This window comes from Weissella sp. LMG 11983 (assembly GCF_025908495.1).
Taxonomy (GTDB): Bacteria; Bacillota; Bacilli; order Lactobacillales; family Lactobacillaceae; genus Weissella; species Weissella fermenti.
Window position 1 is genome coordinate 815,416 of the sequence record NZ_JAOZFD010000001.1, and the last position, 19,252, is coordinate 834,667.

The following is a 19,252-nucleotide window of genomic DNA, read 5'->3' on the forward strand; positions in this document are numbered from 1 at the left end:
TTTATGCCTCCTGCGCCTTTTGTGTCTTGTAAATTTCTTGGTAGATAGGTGATGTCTCAACAAGGTCCTTGTGGGCACCTTCTGCAACCAATTCACCATCTTCCAAAACCAAAATACGGTCCGCGTTAATCACTGAAGAAATCTTTTCCGCAATGATAAATGTCGTCGTATCTTGCAAATCATGATCAAGGGCTTCCTTAACCAACTTTTCTGACTTCGCGTCCAATGCAGACGTTGAATCATCCAAAATCAAAATCTTAGGGTCGCCAATGACACCACGGGCAATTGACAAACGTTGCTTTTGACCACCAGAGAAGTTTGATGAACGCTCTTCAACCACGTGTTCGTACGTGTCTTCATAACGCTCAACGAATTCAGCGGCTTGCGCAATTTGCGCCGCACGCTTCATATCAGCTTCTTCGGCATCCGCCTTACCTTGACGCAAGTTGTCAGAAATCTTTCCTGAGAACAACGTTGCGCGTTGCAAAACGAATGACACTGTCTTGCGCAATGATGATTCGTTGGTATCCTTCAAATCAACACCGCCGACCTTAACCGTTCCTTCGGTTGGGTCAAACAAACGTGGAATCAATTGTGCCATCGTTGACTTACCTGAACCGGTTGCCCCGACAATTCCAATCATTTCCCCAGGTTGAACCGCAAATGAGATGTGCTTCAACGTTGGCTTATCATCCCCAGGGTACGTGAATGACACATCGTCAAACTCGACCGCACCAGACAAGTCTTGTTCTGGTACATCCTTGTATTGCAAATCAGGTTCCGTATTCATAATTTCTTGAATACGACCCATAGAAACAAATCCACGGGCTGCAAAGGTCATCATCATTCCACCAATAATGATAGATTGCATGATAATCATCAAGTAGTTCGTAAATCCAGTGATTTGGGCCAACATCTTTGGCTCAGAACCAACCATGTTTCCAACGAAGTAGATGGCTACAACCATCAACCCTTGGCCGATAAACATGAAGGCAGGCACGATAATTGAGAACAAGTAACCAATTTGCAAGTTAACGCCATTCAATTCGTCAGAAACTTCATTGAAGCGCTTTTGTTCGTTGTCTTCTTGGTTAAATGACTTAACCACACGCACACCTTGCAAGTTTTCCTTAGCCTTGGCATTAACGCGGTCGATCAAGCCTTGAATCATACCGAAGCGCTTACCCATGTTTCCCATGACAACCGCTGACACAGCACCGACCAAGATAACCATCACGACGATGATCCACCACAAAGCGGGAATTGAGTGCACGGCCAAAATGAACCCACCGACAAACAAAATTGGCATACGCAACAATGGTTGTAGACCCATCATCAAAATACTTTGAATTTGCGTAATATCGTTCGTCAAACGAACCACCAAGTTACCAACTGAGTATTGCTCGATGTTTCCAAATGAGAACGTTTAAATCTTGCGATAAGCCGCTTCACGAACATCTGAGGCAATCCCTTGTGAGGCACGGGCCGCAAAAATCGTATTAATAATTCCAGCAATCAACCCGATACCAGCAATCACCAATAGCTTCAATCCAATTTGGTTAACCTTGTCCATGTTATCGTCTGAGATAGCTTGAACGATGTTGGTTAGCAACGTTGGCTGTAGCAACATTGAAATCGCCATGATGGTCACCGTCAAAACGGCAATCGTCAAATCGAGTTTGTAACCCTTAAAGTAGGGCTTCAACAATCGCATAATTTCCCCTCCAAATTTCTTATTTATTTCTATTCGTCAATATGCTATTTTAGCAGACTTACGACCCCTTTTGTAAATTAAGTTTACAAAGAATTAACAAAAGAACCACACCCGAAAATGCGGATGTGGTTCACAAATTATTTAACGAATAACGTGGCAATTGACAAAATGATTGACACACCAAGCACAAGTGCTGAAATCGCAATGTGCAAACGACAGTGCATATTCAACACGGCAATGTACTCACGAATAAAAGCTGGAATGCGGTAGTAGAACGGCGTCTTCCCACCACGGCCTTGCGCTTCAATCCCAAACTCACGTGCTTGCAAACCAGCACGGAAGACGTGGTACTCACTCGTGAAGAACTCAAAGGATGGTTCAACAACGCCCGTTTCCTTACTAATCAAGTCACGTGAGAAACGCATGTTTTCACGCGTCGTGCGACTTTGATCTTCCAAACGGGTTTGTTCAGCTGGATAACCAAACGTTTCAACCGCGTAATCACGCATGGCTTGCGCTTCGGAAATCTTTTCGTCACCACCTTGCCCACCTGAGAACACGATAACGGGGTACTTGCCGTCCTTTTCAAAACGACGCTTACCAGCATCAGTTGCGGCTTGAATACGGTTAGCCAACAACTTCCCAACCTTGTGGCCATCAATCAAGCCGGCACCCAAGACAACATAGTAGTCACTCTCACGCTTCTTCATGACCCAACCATAAATGATTGATGATACCAAGAAAATTGTGAAGACGACCATGAAGTAAAGCGTCATAACACGAGCCGCCGTGAATAACGTGTCCAACCAAGCTGGCGCATTGTCCATGATGCCGTCAACGATGTTAAAGACAGCCAACGCCAAGAACAACAATGGCAACAACAAGTTGGCCAATGTGTGTGACTCCTTACGCCAGATTTGCCATGAGTAGTAGACAACCCCTAGGTCAATGACAATTGAGGCAATTACGAAGATGGCGATAATCATCAAGACAACCCCGGCCATCACAAGTAGTCCTGGGCCACCAACGAAGCTGGCCACCAACATAATTGAAATCAACAAGAAGAACAAGAACACAAGCGTCCAAGTTCCAAGCCACATTGAACGCGGCTCGTTCTTAACGTTACGCCAAATCATGTAGCCGGCGAGTACGGTAATTAAAACTGAAAGTAATGTAAGTGGAACCATTCCCGGTCTCCTTAATCAACAATATATTTTGCAAAACGCGCAGCTTGCACTGGCGTCAACGTCACATCCATCATCGTCCCTGCTTCCACATAATCGATGCTGTGAACAGACGCTTCTTCGTTTAACTCATTTACCAATTGTCCTTGGTCAAATGGAATCAACACCTTTACTTCTTGGTGATCCGCAAAGATGTGTTCGCGAATAACGTTCACCAACAACTCCAATGACGCATCGTCTTGCGCTGACAACGTCAACGTATCACCTTCACGGTCAGGGAATGATAGTCCTTCAATCTTGTCGGCCTTGTTGTAAATCGTAATCATTGGAATATCACCAACACCGATTTCCTTCAACGTACGGGCCGTCGTTGACATCATTTCCTTGTAGTTCTCATCCGCATAGTCGACCACTTGTAGCAACAAGTCCGCTTGCGCAGCTTCGGCCAGCGTTGCACGGAAGGCTGCCACCAAACCGTGCGGCAACTTTGAGACGAATCCAACCGTATCAGACAACAAGAAGCTTTGCTTATCAGGCAAGTTCAACTTGCGCACTGACGTCTCCAAAGTCGCAAACAACATGTCGGCTTGGAAGACTGTCTTCTCTTGGTTCTCACCAAATTGACGGACCAAACCGTTCATGAACGTTGACTTACCGGCGTTGGTATAACCGACCAAGGCCACATTCTTGATGCTTTGCTTATCACGACGGGCACGACGCGTTTGATCGTCAGCTTCAACGTCCTTCAATTCAGCACGCAACAATGAAATTTGGTGCTCGATGTGACGACGGTTCATTTCCAGCTTTGTTTCACCAGCACCACGGCTAGTAAAGCTACCACCGCCACCACCGGTTTGCTGGTCAAGACGCACGTTCATTGACGTACGCAAACGTGGTAGTTGGTATTGCAATTGCGCGATGGCAACTTGCAGCTTCGCCACACGCGTCTTAGCAGCCGTGATGCGAAAATGTCCAAAATCAACGCCGTGCGGTCCATGATTCCGGCACCCGTACCTGATTCCAGGTTACGGATTTGTGATGGTGACAACTCATCGTTCGTCACAACCATGTCAGCTTCGTAGTATTCAACGGCTTCCTTAAGTTCTTCAACCTTACCCTTGCCAAAATACGTGGCAGCGTTGGGACGTTCCAACTTTTGGGTCACCGTCCCAACCACTTCCATGTAATTTGCTTCAGCCAAGTTGGCCAATTCGATCATCTCGTAATCGAATTCAGCATTTTGCTTATCTAGTCCCGCAAGCACAACCTTGCGGATTGGATGCAAATCATTTTCTATCATAAATTATCTTTCCTACCAATTAGTTGTCGTATCGTTGTACGCCTTCAACTTCATGTCGTCATCTGAGACTTCCCAAACTGAAATTGAACCATTCAATGGCTTTTCCTTAGCCGTCTCATGTGAGTCGTACTTATAAACCAAGTTTCGAATCATTGTACCGTGGGCCACCACCAAAACGTTTTGCCCATCGCGTGTGTTTTGACGCAAGATGTCCAAACCATTCTCAGCACGCGCCCAGAATGTGGCCGCATCTTCAGCGTCGTGGGTTGGATCAGCTTCCTTGAACGCATCCATCACTTCATCTTGTGTCAATTGTGACATCAAGTCGCCGTATGACGTAATGTTTTCCAAGCCAATGATACCAGCAATCTGCTCGGCACTTGACGCACTAGGGAGTCCTTCGAAGAAACCGAAGAATTGCTCACGGAATTGTTGCAATTGCTCTGGTGTCTTCAAATCACCACTTTGCGTATTACGCCCCAAAATAAATTCAGCTGTATGAATAGCACGTTGCAAGTCAGATGAGTAAGCCGCATCAAAACGCACATTGCTCAAACGCTCACCGGCCGCAAACCCGTCTGAAATACCTTTATCCGTCAAAGGTGCGTTTCCCCACCCTTGCATACGTTGATATTTATTGAAGTAAGTTTCCCCGTGACGTACTAGATACAAATTAAATGACATTGTTAACCTCTTTCTGGTTGTGTTTGTCCCCGATATTCAGGCATCAACAGCCTTCTAATTGTTACTATTGTACCATTTTTGTTACACTGACCGCAGGCATCAAGGAAATGCTAATTATTTGAAATTAATTTACGAAAAAGTGTTGACTTTAGTGTGGGATATCTGTATAGTTATGTATTGTTGTTAAGACAACAGATGATAATTTTGGCCCAATGGTCAAGTGGTTAAGACGTCGCGTTCTCAGCGCGGAATCCAGGGTTCGATTCCCTGTTGGGCTATCACTTAAGACACGGAAGTCGTTTGACTTCCGTGTTTTTTATTTCCATACAACAAATAAAGCATCGACCAGAAATTTCTGATCGATGCTTTTTCGTTATCTATCTTAAACTTCGCGACGCTTAAACAGCATCAACGCGACGCCATACAGGATACCACTATAAATAATTGTTGCCAGACCAACTAAGAAACCGTTCATCTGATACTCAGCCATCACACTCGGCAACCCTGCCATCGCACTCACGTAAAAAGCACCTAGCGGTGAATAATCAAGCGGCAAAATGCCATGTCCAACAACCACTGCCCCAATCACTTCGAGCATCAAAATCAGTAAGATGCCAATCACTACCACTAACAAATCATTGCGAATAAGGTTGGCGACCACAAACATCACGCTGACAAACAGAATTGAACTGATGACACTACCGAATAAGTAGCCAGCAAAGCTACCTAGGTCAACCAACCAGGCGTGTCCGAACAACAACGATATCAGCACCATCGTGATAAACAGCGCTGCTTGCAATAGCACAAACGCGACCGCTACCGTCACTAACTTCGCCATGAAGATTTGCCGGCGGGTAAAACGTTGGGCAAACAACATTTTCATCGTGCCAAACGTAAACTCAGATGTAATCACGCGTCCTGCGACCCCAAGTAACATCAAATCAGTCACTAACGCCAACGTTCCCGTGAATTCCTGATTAACCAGCGTTTTGATTGTTTCAGATTGATCCAACGCATTCGCCAGCGCCAACAACAAGCCAAGTGCAAGGATTACTAATGGCATCACCCAGGTCGATGTCTTTTTGAAAAACTTCTGCAATTCCAACTTAATCAACATCACCAACTCCTTGTTGCTTACGGCGTGCAATCACATCCGCAAACATCTCTTCTAAGTCTGGATCTACCTTACCGTCAGCGGCCGTCAAAATTTCATCACGCGAAATGTTTTCACCACGATCAATAAAGATATAATCGTCAACCAAGCCTTCCAAATCACGGACGGTGTGCGATGAAATCAAAATCGTTTTGCCAGCATCACGCCACTCACGCAACACAGCCTTCACTTCGGCAACACTAACCGGATCCATCCCATTCAACGGTTCATCAAGCAACAAGAGGTCCGGGTCGTTAACCATCGCTAACGCCACCCCAACGCGTTGCTTCATCCCCCACGAATAGGTTTTCACTTTTTTATTAATAAATTCAGCCAAATCAAGCTGAGTCACAATCTCATTGATTTTGTCATCAGATGTGCCAGCGACATCCGCATACAACTTCAAGTTATCCCAACCTGTCATGTACGAATAAAGACCAGGATTTTCAATCAATGCACCAACCCTAACCAGCGTATGCCGTTGTTGCATCGTCACCGTTTCACCAGCCACCTGAACCTCACCAACATCCGGCGCCGTCACGCCCGTAATGACTTTCATTGTCGTTGACTTGCCAGCGCCATTCGGGCCAACCAATCCAATGATTGTGCCACGCGTGACAGCAAAAGACACATCACGTAACGCGCGTACACGACCGAATGATTTATTTATATTCGAAACCTGCAAAATCGGCGTTTCCATAGTGCATCTCCTCCTATCCGCAACTACTAATCATACAACTCATCCAGACCTCTTGCAAAGAAATTGTCACATTACGGTCAAGATTGTAATCTGACAGGCACCTCGTTTTTCGATACAATGGAATTAAACAGAAAAGAAGGATAGGTGCCTGAAATGAAGTTCATCTCATGGAATATTGATAGCGTTAACGCGGCCGTTGAACACAAATCAGCGCGTGGCGAAATGACTTGGCAAGTTTTACAAGATATCGCTGCTGAGCAACCGGACGTACTTGCAATCCAAGAAACAAAATTGAAGCCAACTGGTTTAACAAAGAAGCAGGCGGCTGCGCTGGATGAACTTTTCCCAGGCTACCACCGCTACCTACGTATGAGCACTGGTCGCTCAGGTTATTCTGGGACGATGATGCTCTCAAAGACTGAGCCAATTGCCGTTGAAATGCCTGAAATCGGCGCTCCTGGCGACATGGATATCGAGGGACGTATTATCACCCTCGAATTCCCTAATGTGTATGTATCAACGGTGTATACGCCAAACTCAGGCAGTGAGTTGGCCCGCCTAGACGAACGCCAAGCTTGGGATGACGCCTACCGCGCCTACGTTTCAGGATTGGATGCCAAGAAGCCGGTTATCTTCTCTGGTGACTTCAACGTCGCTCACCAAGAAATCGATTTGAAGAATCCAAAGACCAATCACAAGAGTGCCGGCTTCACCGATGAAGAACGCACGAAGTTCAGCGCCTTGTTGGACGCTGGTTTCACTGACGTCTTCCGTCACTTGAATCCTGACCTAGCTGGTGTTTATACCTGGTGGGCCCAAATTTCTAAGACGTCAAAGATTAACAATTCTGGTTGGCGTATCGATTACTACCTCACTTCAACTCGTTTGAACGAGCAATTGGCTAACTTCAGCGTCATCGACACTGGTGCTCGCCAAGATCACGCCCCAATCAAATTGGAAATGACCGACGATTTTGAACTTTAAGCAAATACCGCACCTGAAAAATAAATTTCAGGTGCGGTATTTTTTAATCGTTATCAATCAATGTTGGCGTTAGCACTTCTACATATCCACGCAACGTACCATCCGGATTAGCATAAACTGAGAACCCAACTTCAATTGGTCCAGCCGAATCATGTGTTTGCTCCGTCATCAGGCCAATCTTGTGTGAGGCACCCTGTTGCGCAGCCGTCGTATTATCGTACCCCGCCGGCTGACCATCATCACCAAATTGCTTCACCAAATCGGCCGCCAGCAGCTGCAACTGCTCTTCACTTGTTAAATCAGCGAGCGTCCAAACATCACTTGATGAACCTGGTACATTCCCAAAGGTCAACGTATCTTTCTGATCAATGTCCGCACCGTAATTAACGTCCGTAATGTGCTGAATCGTTGACCCATCACCATTCGTTTCCTCTGACCCTTGGTTGTAGTACTTCAACTTACCGTCGGCCATCTTAAACGTTGGCAACGTCTGAAACAAATTATTGAAATTGCCGTGAGGATTCGTTGCAAAATCGCTCGGATTCTCCAACGCCCAACGACTTTCTTGCTTCGCCAAATTCAATGCCACTGAAGACGCCGATACCTGGCTTACATCATAATGCGCACGATAGCTGTTCAACGCGTCCAGCGCATAATCTTGTAGCGAATCCAACGTACGGTCAGACAACACTTGTCCTGGTTGGTTATCCGACAAATTATCAGGCTCTTCATGAACCGAAGACGACCCTGGCGCACGGTCCAACTTGTACGTGATTGTCTGTGACTTCTTAACCGTCAATGTGTCACCACGCGTCATGCGATAACCATCTTGCGAAAATGACGGAATAATCAACTTTGCTCCATAGGTTGCATCATACGTTTTCGTTGCCACGACATCGTTATTATCTGCGTCGACATAACGTAATGTGACCGCATATGTTTCAGGGACATATTTAAACGTAATTAATGTATGACTTTTGATGGTCTGCGTAACTGATGCGGGTGTTTGATAACCCGGAATATCAATCGGCACCAAGGTTTGTTGCTCACCAGGACGAATACTTGCATTACCCTGCGGTGCAATTTCTTTCCCAGTACGCACATCGACATACTTGATTACGACACCACTTTGACTGATGCCGCTGGTAAAGCCACTAACGATTCCGTCGCCACCATCAACAGCGAGTCCCCCCAACGCCAATGATAGTCCGACCAATCCGGCCACTTGCCACTTTTTCAAATCCGTCACCTATACTCTCTTTGGTTTGGGTTTGCTACTGTTTTTCGTTAACGCAAAGTATACAGATTCGCGCTAAGCCCCTGCAACAAAAATGCCCCGGAATTTTTCGTCCGAGGCATTGTTCACTATCGCCAACCGTAACTACCGAAGTCGGTAATTAAATCAGAATATGGTCCAAAGCAAGTTTCTTCATAGCCCTTAAAAGGCTTCTCTGGCACATCTTTCCCCAAAGACTTCTTTGTTTGCGTGACCGCAATTCTTTCTTCATGTTGCATCGCCAAGCCCCTCCTTTTCGACACCTCTATTTTATCAAAATACGTGGTTGATTGTTTGTTGGAACCTTTTTTGTGTTGTGTGTCGTCGCTATCGCGCCGAGTGACCTGCCCCTTCTTTTGGCTCGCTAACCCAAGTGGACCATGACCTGTGGGGAGCGGAGTCCACTGCGCTGCAGCGTACTCCTTTACCTCCTCGTGGCTCTAAGCGGTAAAACCGCTAAGAACCCACACCCACGGGTCAAGGTCCACTTGGGTCTATACGCTCGGCGGGGCAGGTCACAGCAGCCAAGCAATACTCTATTGGTTTGATTTTCAACCACCGAAATATAATAGGTTTAACTGTTCACCTTTTGTTTTCCGGAGAATGTAAAGCTCAAACAGACTAGTATATCTTGGCTGCTGGCATGGAAGTGCGGGGCTATCGGAGCGTTCAAAGTGGGGCAACATGCCGCATGGCCGACGCTATTCAGACAAGCCCATTCAGGACTAGAAGGATTAGGGGGAATTATTTGCCCCGCTGAATGGCGTCCGCGCCATTCGGTTGCCCCAGTTTGAACTTTGCCGGAGATAGCCCCGTACTTCCATGCCTCGACGCAACGCGTCGACACACACCACCAACTATACAAAAGCACCCACAAACCATGGCTGTAGTTTGTGGGTGCTATAGATATTGAGTTGTGAGGCGTTAACCTAGATTAGAATTGGTCTGACAACAAAGTGCGGATCTCTTCCAAACGTGGTTGACGTGGGTTACCTGGCGTCGTTTGGTCGTTGTATACCAAGTCAGGCAAAGTCTCCAAAGCCTTGTCAAAGTCAGCCTTTGATACACCGTTTGCTGACAAAGTTGGAACAACTTCTACACCAGCGAACAATTGGTCAATCTTAGCCAACAATGCTTCAACCAATTCAGCATCGTTCTTTCCTTGCAAACCAAGGTAGCGAGCGATATCAGCGTAATCCTTTTGTGCCGTGTAAGTCTCGTAACGTGGGAATGGCGTACGCTTTACGTTTCCAGTAACCGCGTTGAACTTGATAACGTGCTTCATGGCGATTGAGATAGCCAATCCGTGAGGCAAACCGAAGGCACCACCAGTCTTGTGAGCCAAGGCGTGGTTAATTCCCAAGAAGGCGTTGGCAAATGACATACCTGCCAAAGTTGAAGCGTAGTGCATCTTTGAACGTGCTTCTTGACCTTCCTTAGTTGGGTTAGCTGGGTCGTACTTGTATGACGTCTCCAAGTTATCGAAGATCAACTTGATAGCTTGCAAAGCCCATGGACGTGTGAATTCTGAGGCCATAACTGAAACGTATGACTCCAAGGCGTGTGACAAAGCGTCCAAACCTGAGAAGGCAACCGTGCGCTTTGGCACCGTCATAACGAACTCTGGGTCCACGATGGCAACTTGTGGCGTCAACTCATAGTCAGCCAATGGGTACTTAACGTGCGTTTCGTCGTCAGTAATAACTGCAAATGGCGTTACTTCTGAACCAGTTCCTGACGTCGTTGGGATAGCAACCATTTGCGTCAAGTGTTGGTGATCGAACTTCACGATACGCTTACGGATATCCATGAACTTTTGTGCCAATTCGCCGAACAATTCCTTCAAGGCAGCATCGTCGTTCAAGATTCCTTCGTGACCCTCTTCTGCAGAGTACTCGTACAAGAAGCGAGCAATCTTACCAGCGTCAAGAGCTGAACCTCCACCAATCAAGACAACAGTGTCTGGTTGGAATTCTGACATTTGACGGGCAATTTCGATAGCTTGACCGATAGTTGGGTCAGGTTGTACTGAACCGTAGATTGACGTCTTCACTTGGTCTTGGCGCAAAGCAAATTGGTCCAAAATCTTGTCTACGAAGCCGAACTTAACCATTCCTGGGTCGGCAACGATGAAGGCGCGATCAATGTTTGGCAATTCTTGCAAGTACGTGATTGCGTTTGACTCGTAGTAGATGTCCTTTGGCAAACGTACCCATTGTGGGCGGTTACGACGACGGGCAACCGTCTTGATGTTAAGCAAATCGTAAGTTGACAAGTTGTGTGACAATGAATTCTTCCCCCATGATCCAGTTCCAAGCGTCAATGATGGGCGCATTGCGTCAGTGTAGATATCTCCAACACCACCGATTGAGTCTGGTTGGTTAACCAAGATACGTGATGCTTCAATCTTGTCGGCGTATTCCTTAACGAATGGATCGTCTTGAGCACCGATTTGGATAGCAGCGTTGTGTCCTGCACCTTGGTAGTTCAACAAAGCGCGTACGATTTCGATAGCGTCTTCGCGGTCAGCAGCCTTGTAAACTGACAACAATGGGCTCAACTTTTCTGATGACAAAGCTTCACCGATGTTCTTCTTGTCCAATTCGAACAACAAAACATCCTTGTCTTCTGGCAACTTCAAACCTGATTGCTCGGCAATCCACTTACCTGACATTCCGGCAACTGGTCCGTTAACTCCGAATCCTTCAGCGTTTGGCTTGAAGACGAAGTTAGCAACCTTCTCGTAGTCCTTCTTTGGTGTCAAATATGCACCTTGTTCTTGCAACTTGCGCATAACTTCATCGTATACAGGAGCTTCGATAACCAATGAGTTTTCAGTGGCACAGATCATACCGTTGTCAAAACGCTTTGACAATAGCAAGTCTTCAACAGCGCGGTCGATGTTAGCAGTTGCGTCAACGAATACGGCACCGTTACCAGCTCCAACACCCATTGATGGGTTTCCTGACTTCAAAGCGGCGTTAACCATTGAAGGTCCACCAGTAGCCAAGATTGAAGCAATCTTTGGGTTTTGAATCAAAGTCGTCGTTCCATCTAGTGATGGCTTCTCAATCCATTGGATGAAGTTCTTAGGAGCACCAGCGGCAACGGCTGCATCGTAAACGATCTTAGCAGCGTGTGCTGATGACTTTTGAGCTTGTGGGTGGAAGGCGAAGACAATCGTGTTACGCGTCTTAGCAGCCAACATTGACTTGAAAATAGTCGTTGAAGTTGGGTTAGTCGTAGGCACGATACCAGCCAAGATTCCAAGTGGGGCTGCCAATTCAACCTTACCAGTTACGCGATCTTCTGAGATAACGCCAACCGTCTTGTCGTTCTTGATAGCGTTGTAAACAGATTCTGATGCGAAGCGGTTCTTCGTATCCTTATCTTCAACAACACCACGACCAGTTTCATCGTGAGCTTCGTGGGCCAACAACAATGAGTTTTCTGATCCAGCCAATGCCATTGCAGCAACGATCTTATCAACTTGTTCTTGTGTGAACGTTGAGAATTCCTTCAACGCAACTTCAGACTTGTCAACCAATTCTGAAGTCATCTTCTTAGCAGCTTCGAAACGTGCTGCCTTTTCTTCTTCCGTTAGTACCTTCTTCTTAGGTGCATCAGCCATGATTATAACCTCTCAAATATCTTTCAAAAAATTCGTTTGCTCATTTATTAACATACTTAGTATATCATTTCACAAAATGTTGTCAACACCATTTGCCAAAATCGATTATTTTTACCAAACATATGCGTCATACCAACCTTTCGCGTCTCTTTTTTCTACAAGTGAATAATATCACATAAGGTCAATATAGCGCAACTGTTTGTTTTATTTTCATGAAAATAAGTGATTTATAACCGAAAATGTATGCGTTTTCATATTTTTAAGTAAGTTAATAAATCACTTGTGAACCGCGTAACTAGTGGGTTTGCGTCTTTATATACTAATAAAGAGAAATTCACCGGAGTAAATTTCTCTTTCTCGATTATTTGTTTTCACCCAACGCTAGAAGTAGATTACCAAGCGTTTATGAACTTAACGATTATACTTTTCGACTAATTATTGCCAGTGTTTGATAAGGCTCTAAACGCTGTACACCAGTAACGGTGACATCATCGTAATTTGAAATTAGGACATCCCCCGTCACAAAACAGTCCGGTATCGAAATCTTCGTTGCTGCACTGCTAAAGTTATTCAACACCAGCAGTTGTGTGTCATTCAACCCACGAATGTAGGCATACACCTGATTATGAGCGGGCATCCAAGGTTCATAATCACCTTCCGCAATAACCGGTTCCGTCTTACGCAACGTGATAATCTGTTGATAGAAAGAGCGAATGCTACCGTTCAACATTTCGTCAGCAACATTAATATCCTTATAATGCGTGCCAACTTTCAGCCACGGCGTCCCTGTCGTAAAGCCGGCATTTTTAGTGGCATCCCATTGCATTGGTGTTCGTGAGTTATCACGTGACTTCTTAGCAACAATCGCAAACGCTTCTTCCGCGGACTTGCCTTGCGCTTGTAGCATTTCATAAGCATGCCAACTTTCAACGTCGACATAATCTGCAATGTTATCGAAGTCTGGATCCACCATGCCGATTTCTTCACCCATATAGATATAAGGTGTGCCACGATTTAAATGAATGCTAGCTGCCAGCATCTTGGCACCAACTTCGCGATAGTTCTCCCCATCGATGAAGCGATTCAACGCTCGTGGTTGGTCGTGATTATTCCAGAACCATGCATTCCAACCACCACCCTGCGACATCCCCACATTCCATTCATGTAATAAATCACGCAACTGCTTAAAGTCAGCCGGCGCATCGGTCCACTTTTGGCCTGCTTCGTAATCCACCTTCAGATGATGGAAGTTGAAAGTCATTGATAGTTCTTGACGGTCAGGACGCGTGTACATGATGCAGTTTTCGACAGTGGTTGAACTCATCTCGCCAACCGTCATCACACCGTCACGTTTTCCAAAGGTTGCAGCATGCAGTTCTTGCAAGTAATCGTGCACAACCGGCGTATCAGTGTACTCGGCTTTACCTTCATTCACCGCGTTATCGCGCAACAACTCATCTTTGCCGATTACATTGATGACATCAAAACGCAGTCCAACTGCACCCTTATCTAGCCAAAAATTCACCACGTCTTGCAACTCACGACGCACGGCTGGGTTGCGCCAATTCAAATCTGCCTGCGTTTCATCATATAAATGCAGATAGTACTTACCGGTATTTCCAAATGGCGCCCAAGCATTGCCGCCAAACTTAGATGGCCAATTATTGGGTTCATCGCGCAGAATAAAATAATCCTGATATGTTACGTCACCAGCCAACGCCTTTTGGAACCATTCGTGCTCAGTCGAAACGTGATTGAGCACCATATCCAACATCAGACCCATGTCATACTCTCGGGCGACTGCAACCAGTTGCTCAAAATCAGCCATGGTCCCAAAACGTGGATCAACTGCCGTGTAGTCAGAAATGTCATAACCATTATCACGCTGTGGCGATGGATAGAATGGATTTAGCCAAAGAACGTCCACCCCTAAATCAGCTAGATAAGGTACCTTTTCAATAATGCCGGGCAAATCACCAATTCCATCCCCATTCGAATCGTTGAATGATTTGGGATAAATTTGATACACCACTTTATCGTGAAAACTCATCACTACGCCCCCTGTGCTGTCTTAAACACATTCTTCTTTTCAGCAGTCTTAGCAACTTCAGTGTCACTATCCTTGAATCCCCACAAGTAAACGCACAAGAATGATACTGCAATCGTCGCTGCACTACCTGCCCAAAAGGCCCAGAAACTCATATCAATACCAGTCTTTGGATTGATAAATGAAGGGAAACCAATCAGAGAACCAGTGAAGCCCCACATATCAATCTTCATCAAGCCAGCAATGAAACCACCCACGGCACCACCGATGTTGGCCATCCAAAAGACGCGACCGTACTTCAAATTGATTCCGTACACCGCGGGTTCGGTAACACCAGCGAACCCTGACAAGGCACCGGCCAAGCCAAGGCCCTTAATGTTGGCTTGCTTTGACTTAACAAATACCGCTAATGCACCGGCTGCTTGCGCAATCATTGAGAAATTAATCAACCCATTCAATACTGAGTGTCCTGTGGTTGCCAAATCGTTTGAAAGCAATGGAATAACCATCCAATGCAAACCGAAGATTACCAAGCACTGGTACAAACCACCGATAATCAACCCCGCAATCGCTTCGTTCGCCGTCACCAACAAGTGAATCAACCACGCCATCCCGGCTGAAATCAATGAAATCACTGGTCCCATCACACACAAGATAACCGCGGTGACGATGAAGACCGTGAATAATGGCTGGAAAATCGAACGCAATGATACGGGCAAAACTTTCTTAAACCAATTTCCGACTGGTCGTGCGAGCCACGCGCCGAAGATAATTGGAAAAATTGAATATGTGTATTGTGGAATGTGAATGGGCAATCCGAAGAAATCGGCATTCAACGGTACGCCAAACAATTCGTTCATTCCCTTCGTTGGTGCGCTCCACAATTCAGCAATCGTTGGGTGAACCAACACACCAGCAATTGCAGCTACCGTAATTGGATCAGACTTCAATTGCTTGGCAGCTGAAAAACCGACCAAGATTGGCAAGAAGTAGAACGCCGCATCCCCCATCGCATTGATGATGGTATAAGTCGTTGAATTCGTATCAATCAAATGGAAGTTAAACGTGAACAACGTTAGGAACCCTTTCAGAATTCCCGACGCCGCCAACAACCCAATTACCGGCATCATTGACCCAGTAATAGTCGCAATCAGTAACTTAAAGCCATGTGACACCCAGCCCAGCGTTGTCGTTGGCTTCGGCGCTTGTGTTGTAGTCGGCTCATCTGCATCCGTTTGACCCAAAACCTTGGTCACTTCATCGTAGACATCAGCAACCTCCTGCCCAATAACCACTTGATACTGACCCAGTTGTTCGTTGTAAACCGCCCCAGCAACGCCCGGCATCTCGCGAATCGTTTCCGAATCCGCCTTGGTTTCATCCTTCAAGTAAAAACGCAATCGCGTAATACAATGAATCACCTTGTCGACGTTCTCCGGTCCACCAACTGCCGTCACAATATCCCGCGCTAACGGTTGATAATCTTTCGCCATAACCTCGTCCCCTACTTAGCCATTGCTGTGCCAACTTCTGCGCCAGCCACCGTTTCAACATCTTCTTGCCAGTTGCGTGTCATTGACGCCAACTTATCCGCTGTGTTCGTAATCAAGACCATCGTTGTCTTTGGCAACCCAGCTGCATCAACTTGCGCCCAATCAGCCACCGCAATGACATCGCCGCCTTGCACAACATCACCAACCGACACCGTAATTTTGAATGGCGCGCCGTCTAGTGACACTGTATCAATTCCCATGTGCAACAAAATCTCTAACCCATCGGCACGCTTAAACCCAACCGCGTGTCCTTGCACCATCGTCACTTCCCCACTGACCGGTGCAACAACTTCACTTCCAGTTGGTTCAACCGCAAAGCCCTCGCCCATCATGCCACCAGCAAAAACTGGATCAGATACTTGTGCCAGTTCCACAACACTCCCTGCTACCGGATTGTACAAACGCTCATCCTGCACAACTTTTTTCTTCTTTCCAAATCCAAACATCATTTAATCCCCCGTACTTATAGTTAGTCATCGCTTGACTAATTTCATTATATTGAAACCGCTTACAAATTTCCTAAGTATTTCGACGGACTTTTTGCCGTTTTTAAAAGCTCCTTAATCAAACCCGCCTAGGTTAGGATTTTTGGCAAATTAAAAACCGAATTCGACCCGCCATCTGGCAAATGAATTCGGTTTGTTATATACTAAATTTGTGGCGGAGCACCGCAAAGTCACACTTTAACTTTTAAATTAAAGAATTGACCACGGATTACTTTGGACGGTTACCGTGGTTTTTTACTCGCCATTTTCCTTCAAAGGAAGGCGACTAATTCACTACGCGTGGCGAGCCACGCTTCGATTTCTTTTGAGACAGAAATAGCCCTCGCATGGAAATTCCATTGCGAGGGCTATTTGCTTATATTCACTTACTTTCAGCTTTATGATTTTTGATCAAATGAGCATACACAACTAGCGCCCAGACACACATTAACCCTAGAAGAAACGGCAACGCGTTTTTCTTAACCAATGTCATGTCCTCACCGTTCACGATATCACGCGCGCGTACGCGTTCCTCTAGTCCCGGTGTGTCAATGAAACTTTCCTCAATCACTAAATCAGGTGTCTCGTATAGTCTAGAGTGACCTGTGCTTCCAAAATCATCCGCACTCACTACAGTCGACACCGAGGCTAAACTGATGACAGCTAGCATAACTAGCAGTATCCGTTTCAACATCATATTCTCCCCTTCATAAACACTTTCCAAGGTACTACATTACCAGCGGTTCATGTTTAGAATGTGCGCGATTGATACTTAATTCAGGACGAATTGTGAATATTATTTACAAAATAGTGGATTAATCAGTTTCCGCTCGGAAATTAGCCAAATAGTATTCCAACGGTGCAAATTGGCGACTGTAATCGACAGCCGAAGCCTCAACCTTCATCACGTCAACTACGGCAACATCCAGTGGCCCATCAGCCGGCGACCAAAGTGAAATCCACGGCACAGCCGTACACCACGCTTCAAATATCGCCGCTAACATGCCGGACGGCTCAGCAACCGCGACCGTTGGTGTCTTTGTTATTAAACCAAATAGCAATCCATGAATTTCATCAGTTACTAGCACTTCATATCCAGAAATTTTACGCCAGCATTCGCGTAGTGCGACATCACGCTTCTGCCCACTCAAATGACGTTGCTTTGCATTTAAAAAGTCCGCTTCCACAACGTGACTGAATAGTTCATTTAACAATTCACGAATATCATTTTGCACCGTTCGGCGATAATCATTCCCGGTTGCATGCATCATAATCATTGCGCCATGACGCGGCTTACGCGAAGCTGCTAGGCGCCCACTCAAATACAACACCATATCCGGAATTAGCATCGCTGGGCACAATAACAACTGTGTTAAATCTTGTAACGCCTTTTCTTCACGTGCCAACATTACCATTCGTTCAGCCACATTGTACGTGCGCTTTGACGCTTCCTGTTCGGCCGGATTAGTAAAAAACATTGATTGTGGCAATTGAATAATTGGTTGGTCCTTCAAGTACGACACAATTTCTCGTCGTAGGTTTTCTTCTGGCAAATGGCGATCACCAACAATCCCACCACCGTGCATTAACACTAAATGCTCGGGTTGAATGATTCGTTGAATCAATGGCAGTGCATCAGACAGCGCTTCACTAGGTACCTTAACAATCTGATGCTCAGGCAAATTTTTTTGGAGAAAAATTTCAGTTGCATACGCAACCGCATGATCACCCAAATCACCGTGTTCCGGCATCCCCAGATAAAAAACCGTTGGTAAGTCAGTATTTAGTTGTTCAAGCTGCTTTTTCAGTTGTGGGCGCATGGTCCACCGCCACAAAACACGTCGACGCAGCCATTGTCCGAAATTGTTTCTCATTGTCCCACTCCCCGTTTAGTCTATCTTCTAGTATCACGCAAAAATATGGGTGTTTTATGAAGTTTTATCACAGCAGCTGTTGGTCCCGCCATTCTCAGTCTGGTTTATTTCAGGGGGCCCAGATGCAATACAAAAGGCGCTACTAGCTTATACCAGTAACGCCCCCGAAAATTATTGTTTCTTTGGTAACTTAAACGACTTGGCTGCCTTCATGATAATACCCGTGATATCACCTGGCGTAACTTTCTCGCCAGATTCCAGCTCGTTCACAATGGCCCAACCAATGGCTTCAGTTAAACCAACTGCTGTCGCCATTGAAATCGCTGCCCCACTAGCTGTACCGATGCCAGGGATAAACTTTAACGCATTCCCCACGACACCACGGCCGAATGATGTTGCGGCAACTGCCCAGACGGCACCACGCACGGCACCTTCCATCACCTTTTGATCATACGCCTTAAACAATGACGTAATCATCGTGACTTGAATTGGCACTAGCAACGTGGCGTCCGTAAACGGAATTGGTGACAAGGCCACCGCACCAGCAGCGCCTGATGCTGAGTGAATAATGTTTTTTGCTTTTTCATTTGGTGTCATAAGTCCACCTCCATACCGTTATTATACCGAACTAACACAAATTAAAAACCGAATTCGACCTGCCACTTGG

At 46.0% G+C, this 19,252-nt stretch carries 13 protein-coding genes, 1 tRNA gene and 2 pseudogenes; 2 read left to right on the forward strand and 14 right to left on the reverse strand.

The features are described from left to right. Position 1 precedes the first annotated feature (1 nt). The 4 genes and pseudogenes from OIT45_RS04390 to OIT45_RS04405 all read right to left on the reverse strand — a co-directional run bounded on the left by OIT45_RS04390 (position 2) and on the right by OIT45_RS04405 (position 4,882). A pseudogene (locus OIT45_RS04390) lies at positions 2 to 1,714 on the reverse strand (ABC transporter ATP-binding protein). A 137-nt stretch (positions 1,715 to 1,851) separates the two neighbouring features. Beyond that, positions 1,852 to 2,901, reverse strand: coding sequence for a YdcF family protein (locus tag OIT45_RS04395; RefSeq protein ID WP_199403848.1), 1,050 nt, complete (start codon positions 2,899 to 2,901; stop codon positions 1,852 to 1,854). A gap of 11 nt (positions 2,902 to 2,912) precedes the next feature. Beyond that, positions 2,913 to 4,198, reverse strand: a pseudogene (gene hflX / locus OIT45_RS04400) (GTPase HflX). 12 nt (positions 4,199 to 4,210) lie between these two features. Next, entirely contained in the window at positions 4,211 to 4,882 is a 672-nt protein-coding gene (locus OIT45_RS04405; protein ID WP_004560062.1) for a histidine phosphatase family protein, read from the reverse strand. A 206-nt stretch (positions 4,883 to 5,088) separates the two neighbouring features. On the opposite strand from OIT45_RS04405, the gene OIT45_RS04410 reads away from it, so the two are divergent. After that, positions 5,089 to 5,160, forward strand: a tRNA-Glu gene (locus OIT45_RS04410). Positions 5,161 to 5,264: 104 nt separating this feature from the next. Here OIT45_RS04410 and OIT45_RS04415 read toward each other — a convergent pair. Continuing rightward, positions 5,265 to 5,999, reverse strand: a complete 735-nt coding sequence (locus tag OIT45_RS04415) for an ABC transporter permease (RefSeq protein WP_199403850.1) — start codon at positions 5,997 to 5,999, stop codon at positions 5,265 to 5,267. Next, on the reverse strand, positions 5,989 to 6,735 hold the full coding sequence (locus OIT45_RS04420; protein ID WP_199403851.1) for an ABC transporter ATP-binding protein: 747 nt from the start codon (positions 6,733 to 6,735) through the stop codon (positions 5,989 to 5,991). Before OIT45_RS04420 ends, OIT45_RS04415 begins: the two co-directional genes overlap by 11 nt. A 153-nt stretch (positions 6,736 to 6,888) precedes the next feature. Between OIT45_RS04420 and OIT45_RS04425 the strand changes: the two genes are divergently transcribed. Beyond that, entirely contained in the window at positions 6,889 to 7,719 is an 831-nt protein-coding gene (locus OIT45_RS04425; RefSeq protein WP_199403874.1) for an exodeoxyribonuclease III, read from the forward strand. A 43-nt stretch (positions 7,720 to 7,762) separates the two neighbouring features. Here OIT45_RS04425 and OIT45_RS04430 read toward each other — a convergent pair whose 3' ends face one another. The 8 genes from OIT45_RS04430 to OIT45_RS04465 all read right to left on the reverse strand — a co-directional run bounded on the left by OIT45_RS04430 (position 7,763) and on the right by OIT45_RS04465 (position 19,182). Continuing rightward, complete coding sequence (locus OIT45_RS04430; RefSeq protein WP_264339883.1) at positions 7,763 to 8,968, reverse strand: MucBP domain-containing protein; 1,206 nt, start codon at positions 8,966 to 8,968, stop codon at positions 7,763 to 7,765. Positions 8,969 to 9,084: 116 nt separating this feature from the next. Then, on the reverse strand, positions 9,085 to 9,234 hold the full coding sequence (locus OIT45_RS04435; protein WP_004560067.1) for a hypothetical protein: 150 nt from the start codon (positions 9,232 to 9,234) through the stop codon (positions 9,085 to 9,087). Positions 9,235 to 9,929: 695 nt separating this feature from the next. Next, entirely contained in the window at positions 9,930 to 12,626 is a 2,697-nt protein-coding gene (adhE, locus tag OIT45_RS04440; RefSeq protein WP_199403852.1) for a bifunctional acetaldehyde-CoA/alcohol dehydrogenase, read from the reverse strand. Between the two features lie 418 nt (positions 12,627 to 13,044). After that, positions 13,045 to 14,676, reverse strand: a complete 1,632-nt coding sequence (treC, locus tag OIT45_RS04445) for an alpha,alpha-phosphotrehalase (protein WP_199403853.1) — start codon at positions 14,674 to 14,676, stop codon at positions 13,045 to 13,047. A gap of 2 nt (positions 14,677 to 14,678) precedes the next feature. Beyond that, complete coding sequence (locus OIT45_RS04450; RefSeq protein ID WP_199403854.1) at positions 14,679 to 16,166, reverse strand: PTS transporter subunit EIIC; 1,488 nt, start codon at positions 16,164 to 16,166, stop codon at positions 14,679 to 14,681. 11 nt (positions 16,167 to 16,177) lie between these two features. Beyond that, positions 16,178 to 16,672, reverse strand: coding sequence for a PTS glucose transporter subunit IIA (locus OIT45_RS04455; RefSeq protein ID WP_199403876.1), 495 nt, complete (start codon positions 16,670 to 16,672; stop codon positions 16,178 to 16,180). An 854-nt stretch (positions 16,673 to 17,526) separates the two neighbouring features. Next, the gene (locus tag OIT45_RS04460; RefSeq protein WP_199403855.1) at positions 17,527 to 18,585 is read right to left on the reverse strand and encodes a polysaccharide pyruvyl transferase family protein; all 1,059 of its coding nucleotides are present in this window, start codon (positions 18,583 to 18,585) and stop codon (positions 17,527 to 17,529) included. A 171-nt stretch (positions 18,586 to 18,756) separates the two neighbouring features. Next, positions 18,757 to 19,182 (reverse strand): DUF697 domain-containing protein, encoded by a 426-nt coding sequence (locus OIT45_RS04465; RefSeq protein ID WP_199403856.1) that lies wholly within the window; start codon positions 19,180 to 19,182, stop codon positions 18,757 to 18,759. Positions 19,183 to 19,252: the final 70 nt, after the last annotated feature.

What these genes read in the sequence shown, in the direction of transcription:
- OIT45_RS04435 (WP_004560067.1), bottom strand. Translation starts at nt 9,234, where the DNA reads ATGCAACATGAAGAAAGAATTGCGGTCACGCAAACAAAGAAGTCTTTG.
- treC (WP_199403853.1), bottom strand. Translation starts at nt 14,676, where the DNA reads ATGAGTTTTCACGATAAAGTGGTGTATCAAATTTATCCCAAATCATTC.
- OIT45_RS04425 (WP_199403874.1), top strand. Translation starts at nt 6,889, where the DNA reads ATGAAGTTCATCTCATGGAATATTGATAGCGTTAACGCGGCCGTTGAA.
- OIT45_RS04465 (WP_199403856.1), bottom strand. Translation starts at nt 19,182, where the DNA reads ATGACACCAAATGAAAAAGCAAAAAACATTATTCACTCAGCATCAGGC.
- adhE (WP_199403852.1), bottom strand. Translation starts at nt 12,626, where the DNA reads ATGGCTGATGCACCTAAGAAGAAGGTACTAACGGAAGAAGAAAAGGCA.
- OIT45_RS04405 (WP_004560062.1), bottom strand. Translation starts at nt 4,882, where the DNA reads ATGTCATTTAATTTGTATCTAGTACGTCACGGGGAAACTTACTTCAAT.
- OIT45_RS04415 (WP_199403850.1), bottom strand. Translation starts at nt 5,999, where the DNA reads ATGTTGATTAAGTTGGAATTGCAGAAGTTTTTCAAAAAGACATCGACC.
- OIT45_RS04455 (WP_199403876.1), bottom strand. Translation starts at nt 16,672, where the DNA reads ATGTTTGGATTTGGAAAGAAGAAAAAAGTTGTGCAGGATGAGCGTTTG.
- OIT45_RS04420 (WP_199403851.1), bottom strand. Translation starts at nt 6,735, where the DNA reads ATGGAAACGCCGATTTTGCAGGTTTCGAATATAAATAAATCATTCGGT.
- OIT45_RS04395 (WP_199403848.1), bottom strand. Translation starts at nt 2,901, where the DNA reads ATGGTTCCACTTACATTACTTTCAGTTTTAATTACCGTACTCGCCGGC.
- OIT45_RS04450 (WP_199403854.1), bottom strand. Translation starts at nt 16,166, where the DNA reads ATGGCGAAAGATTATCAACCGTTAGCGCGGGATATTGTGACGGCAGTT.
- OIT45_RS04460 (WP_199403855.1), bottom strand. Translation starts at nt 18,585, where the DNA reads ATGAGAAACAATTTCGGACAATGGCTGCGTCGACGTGTTTTGTGGCGG.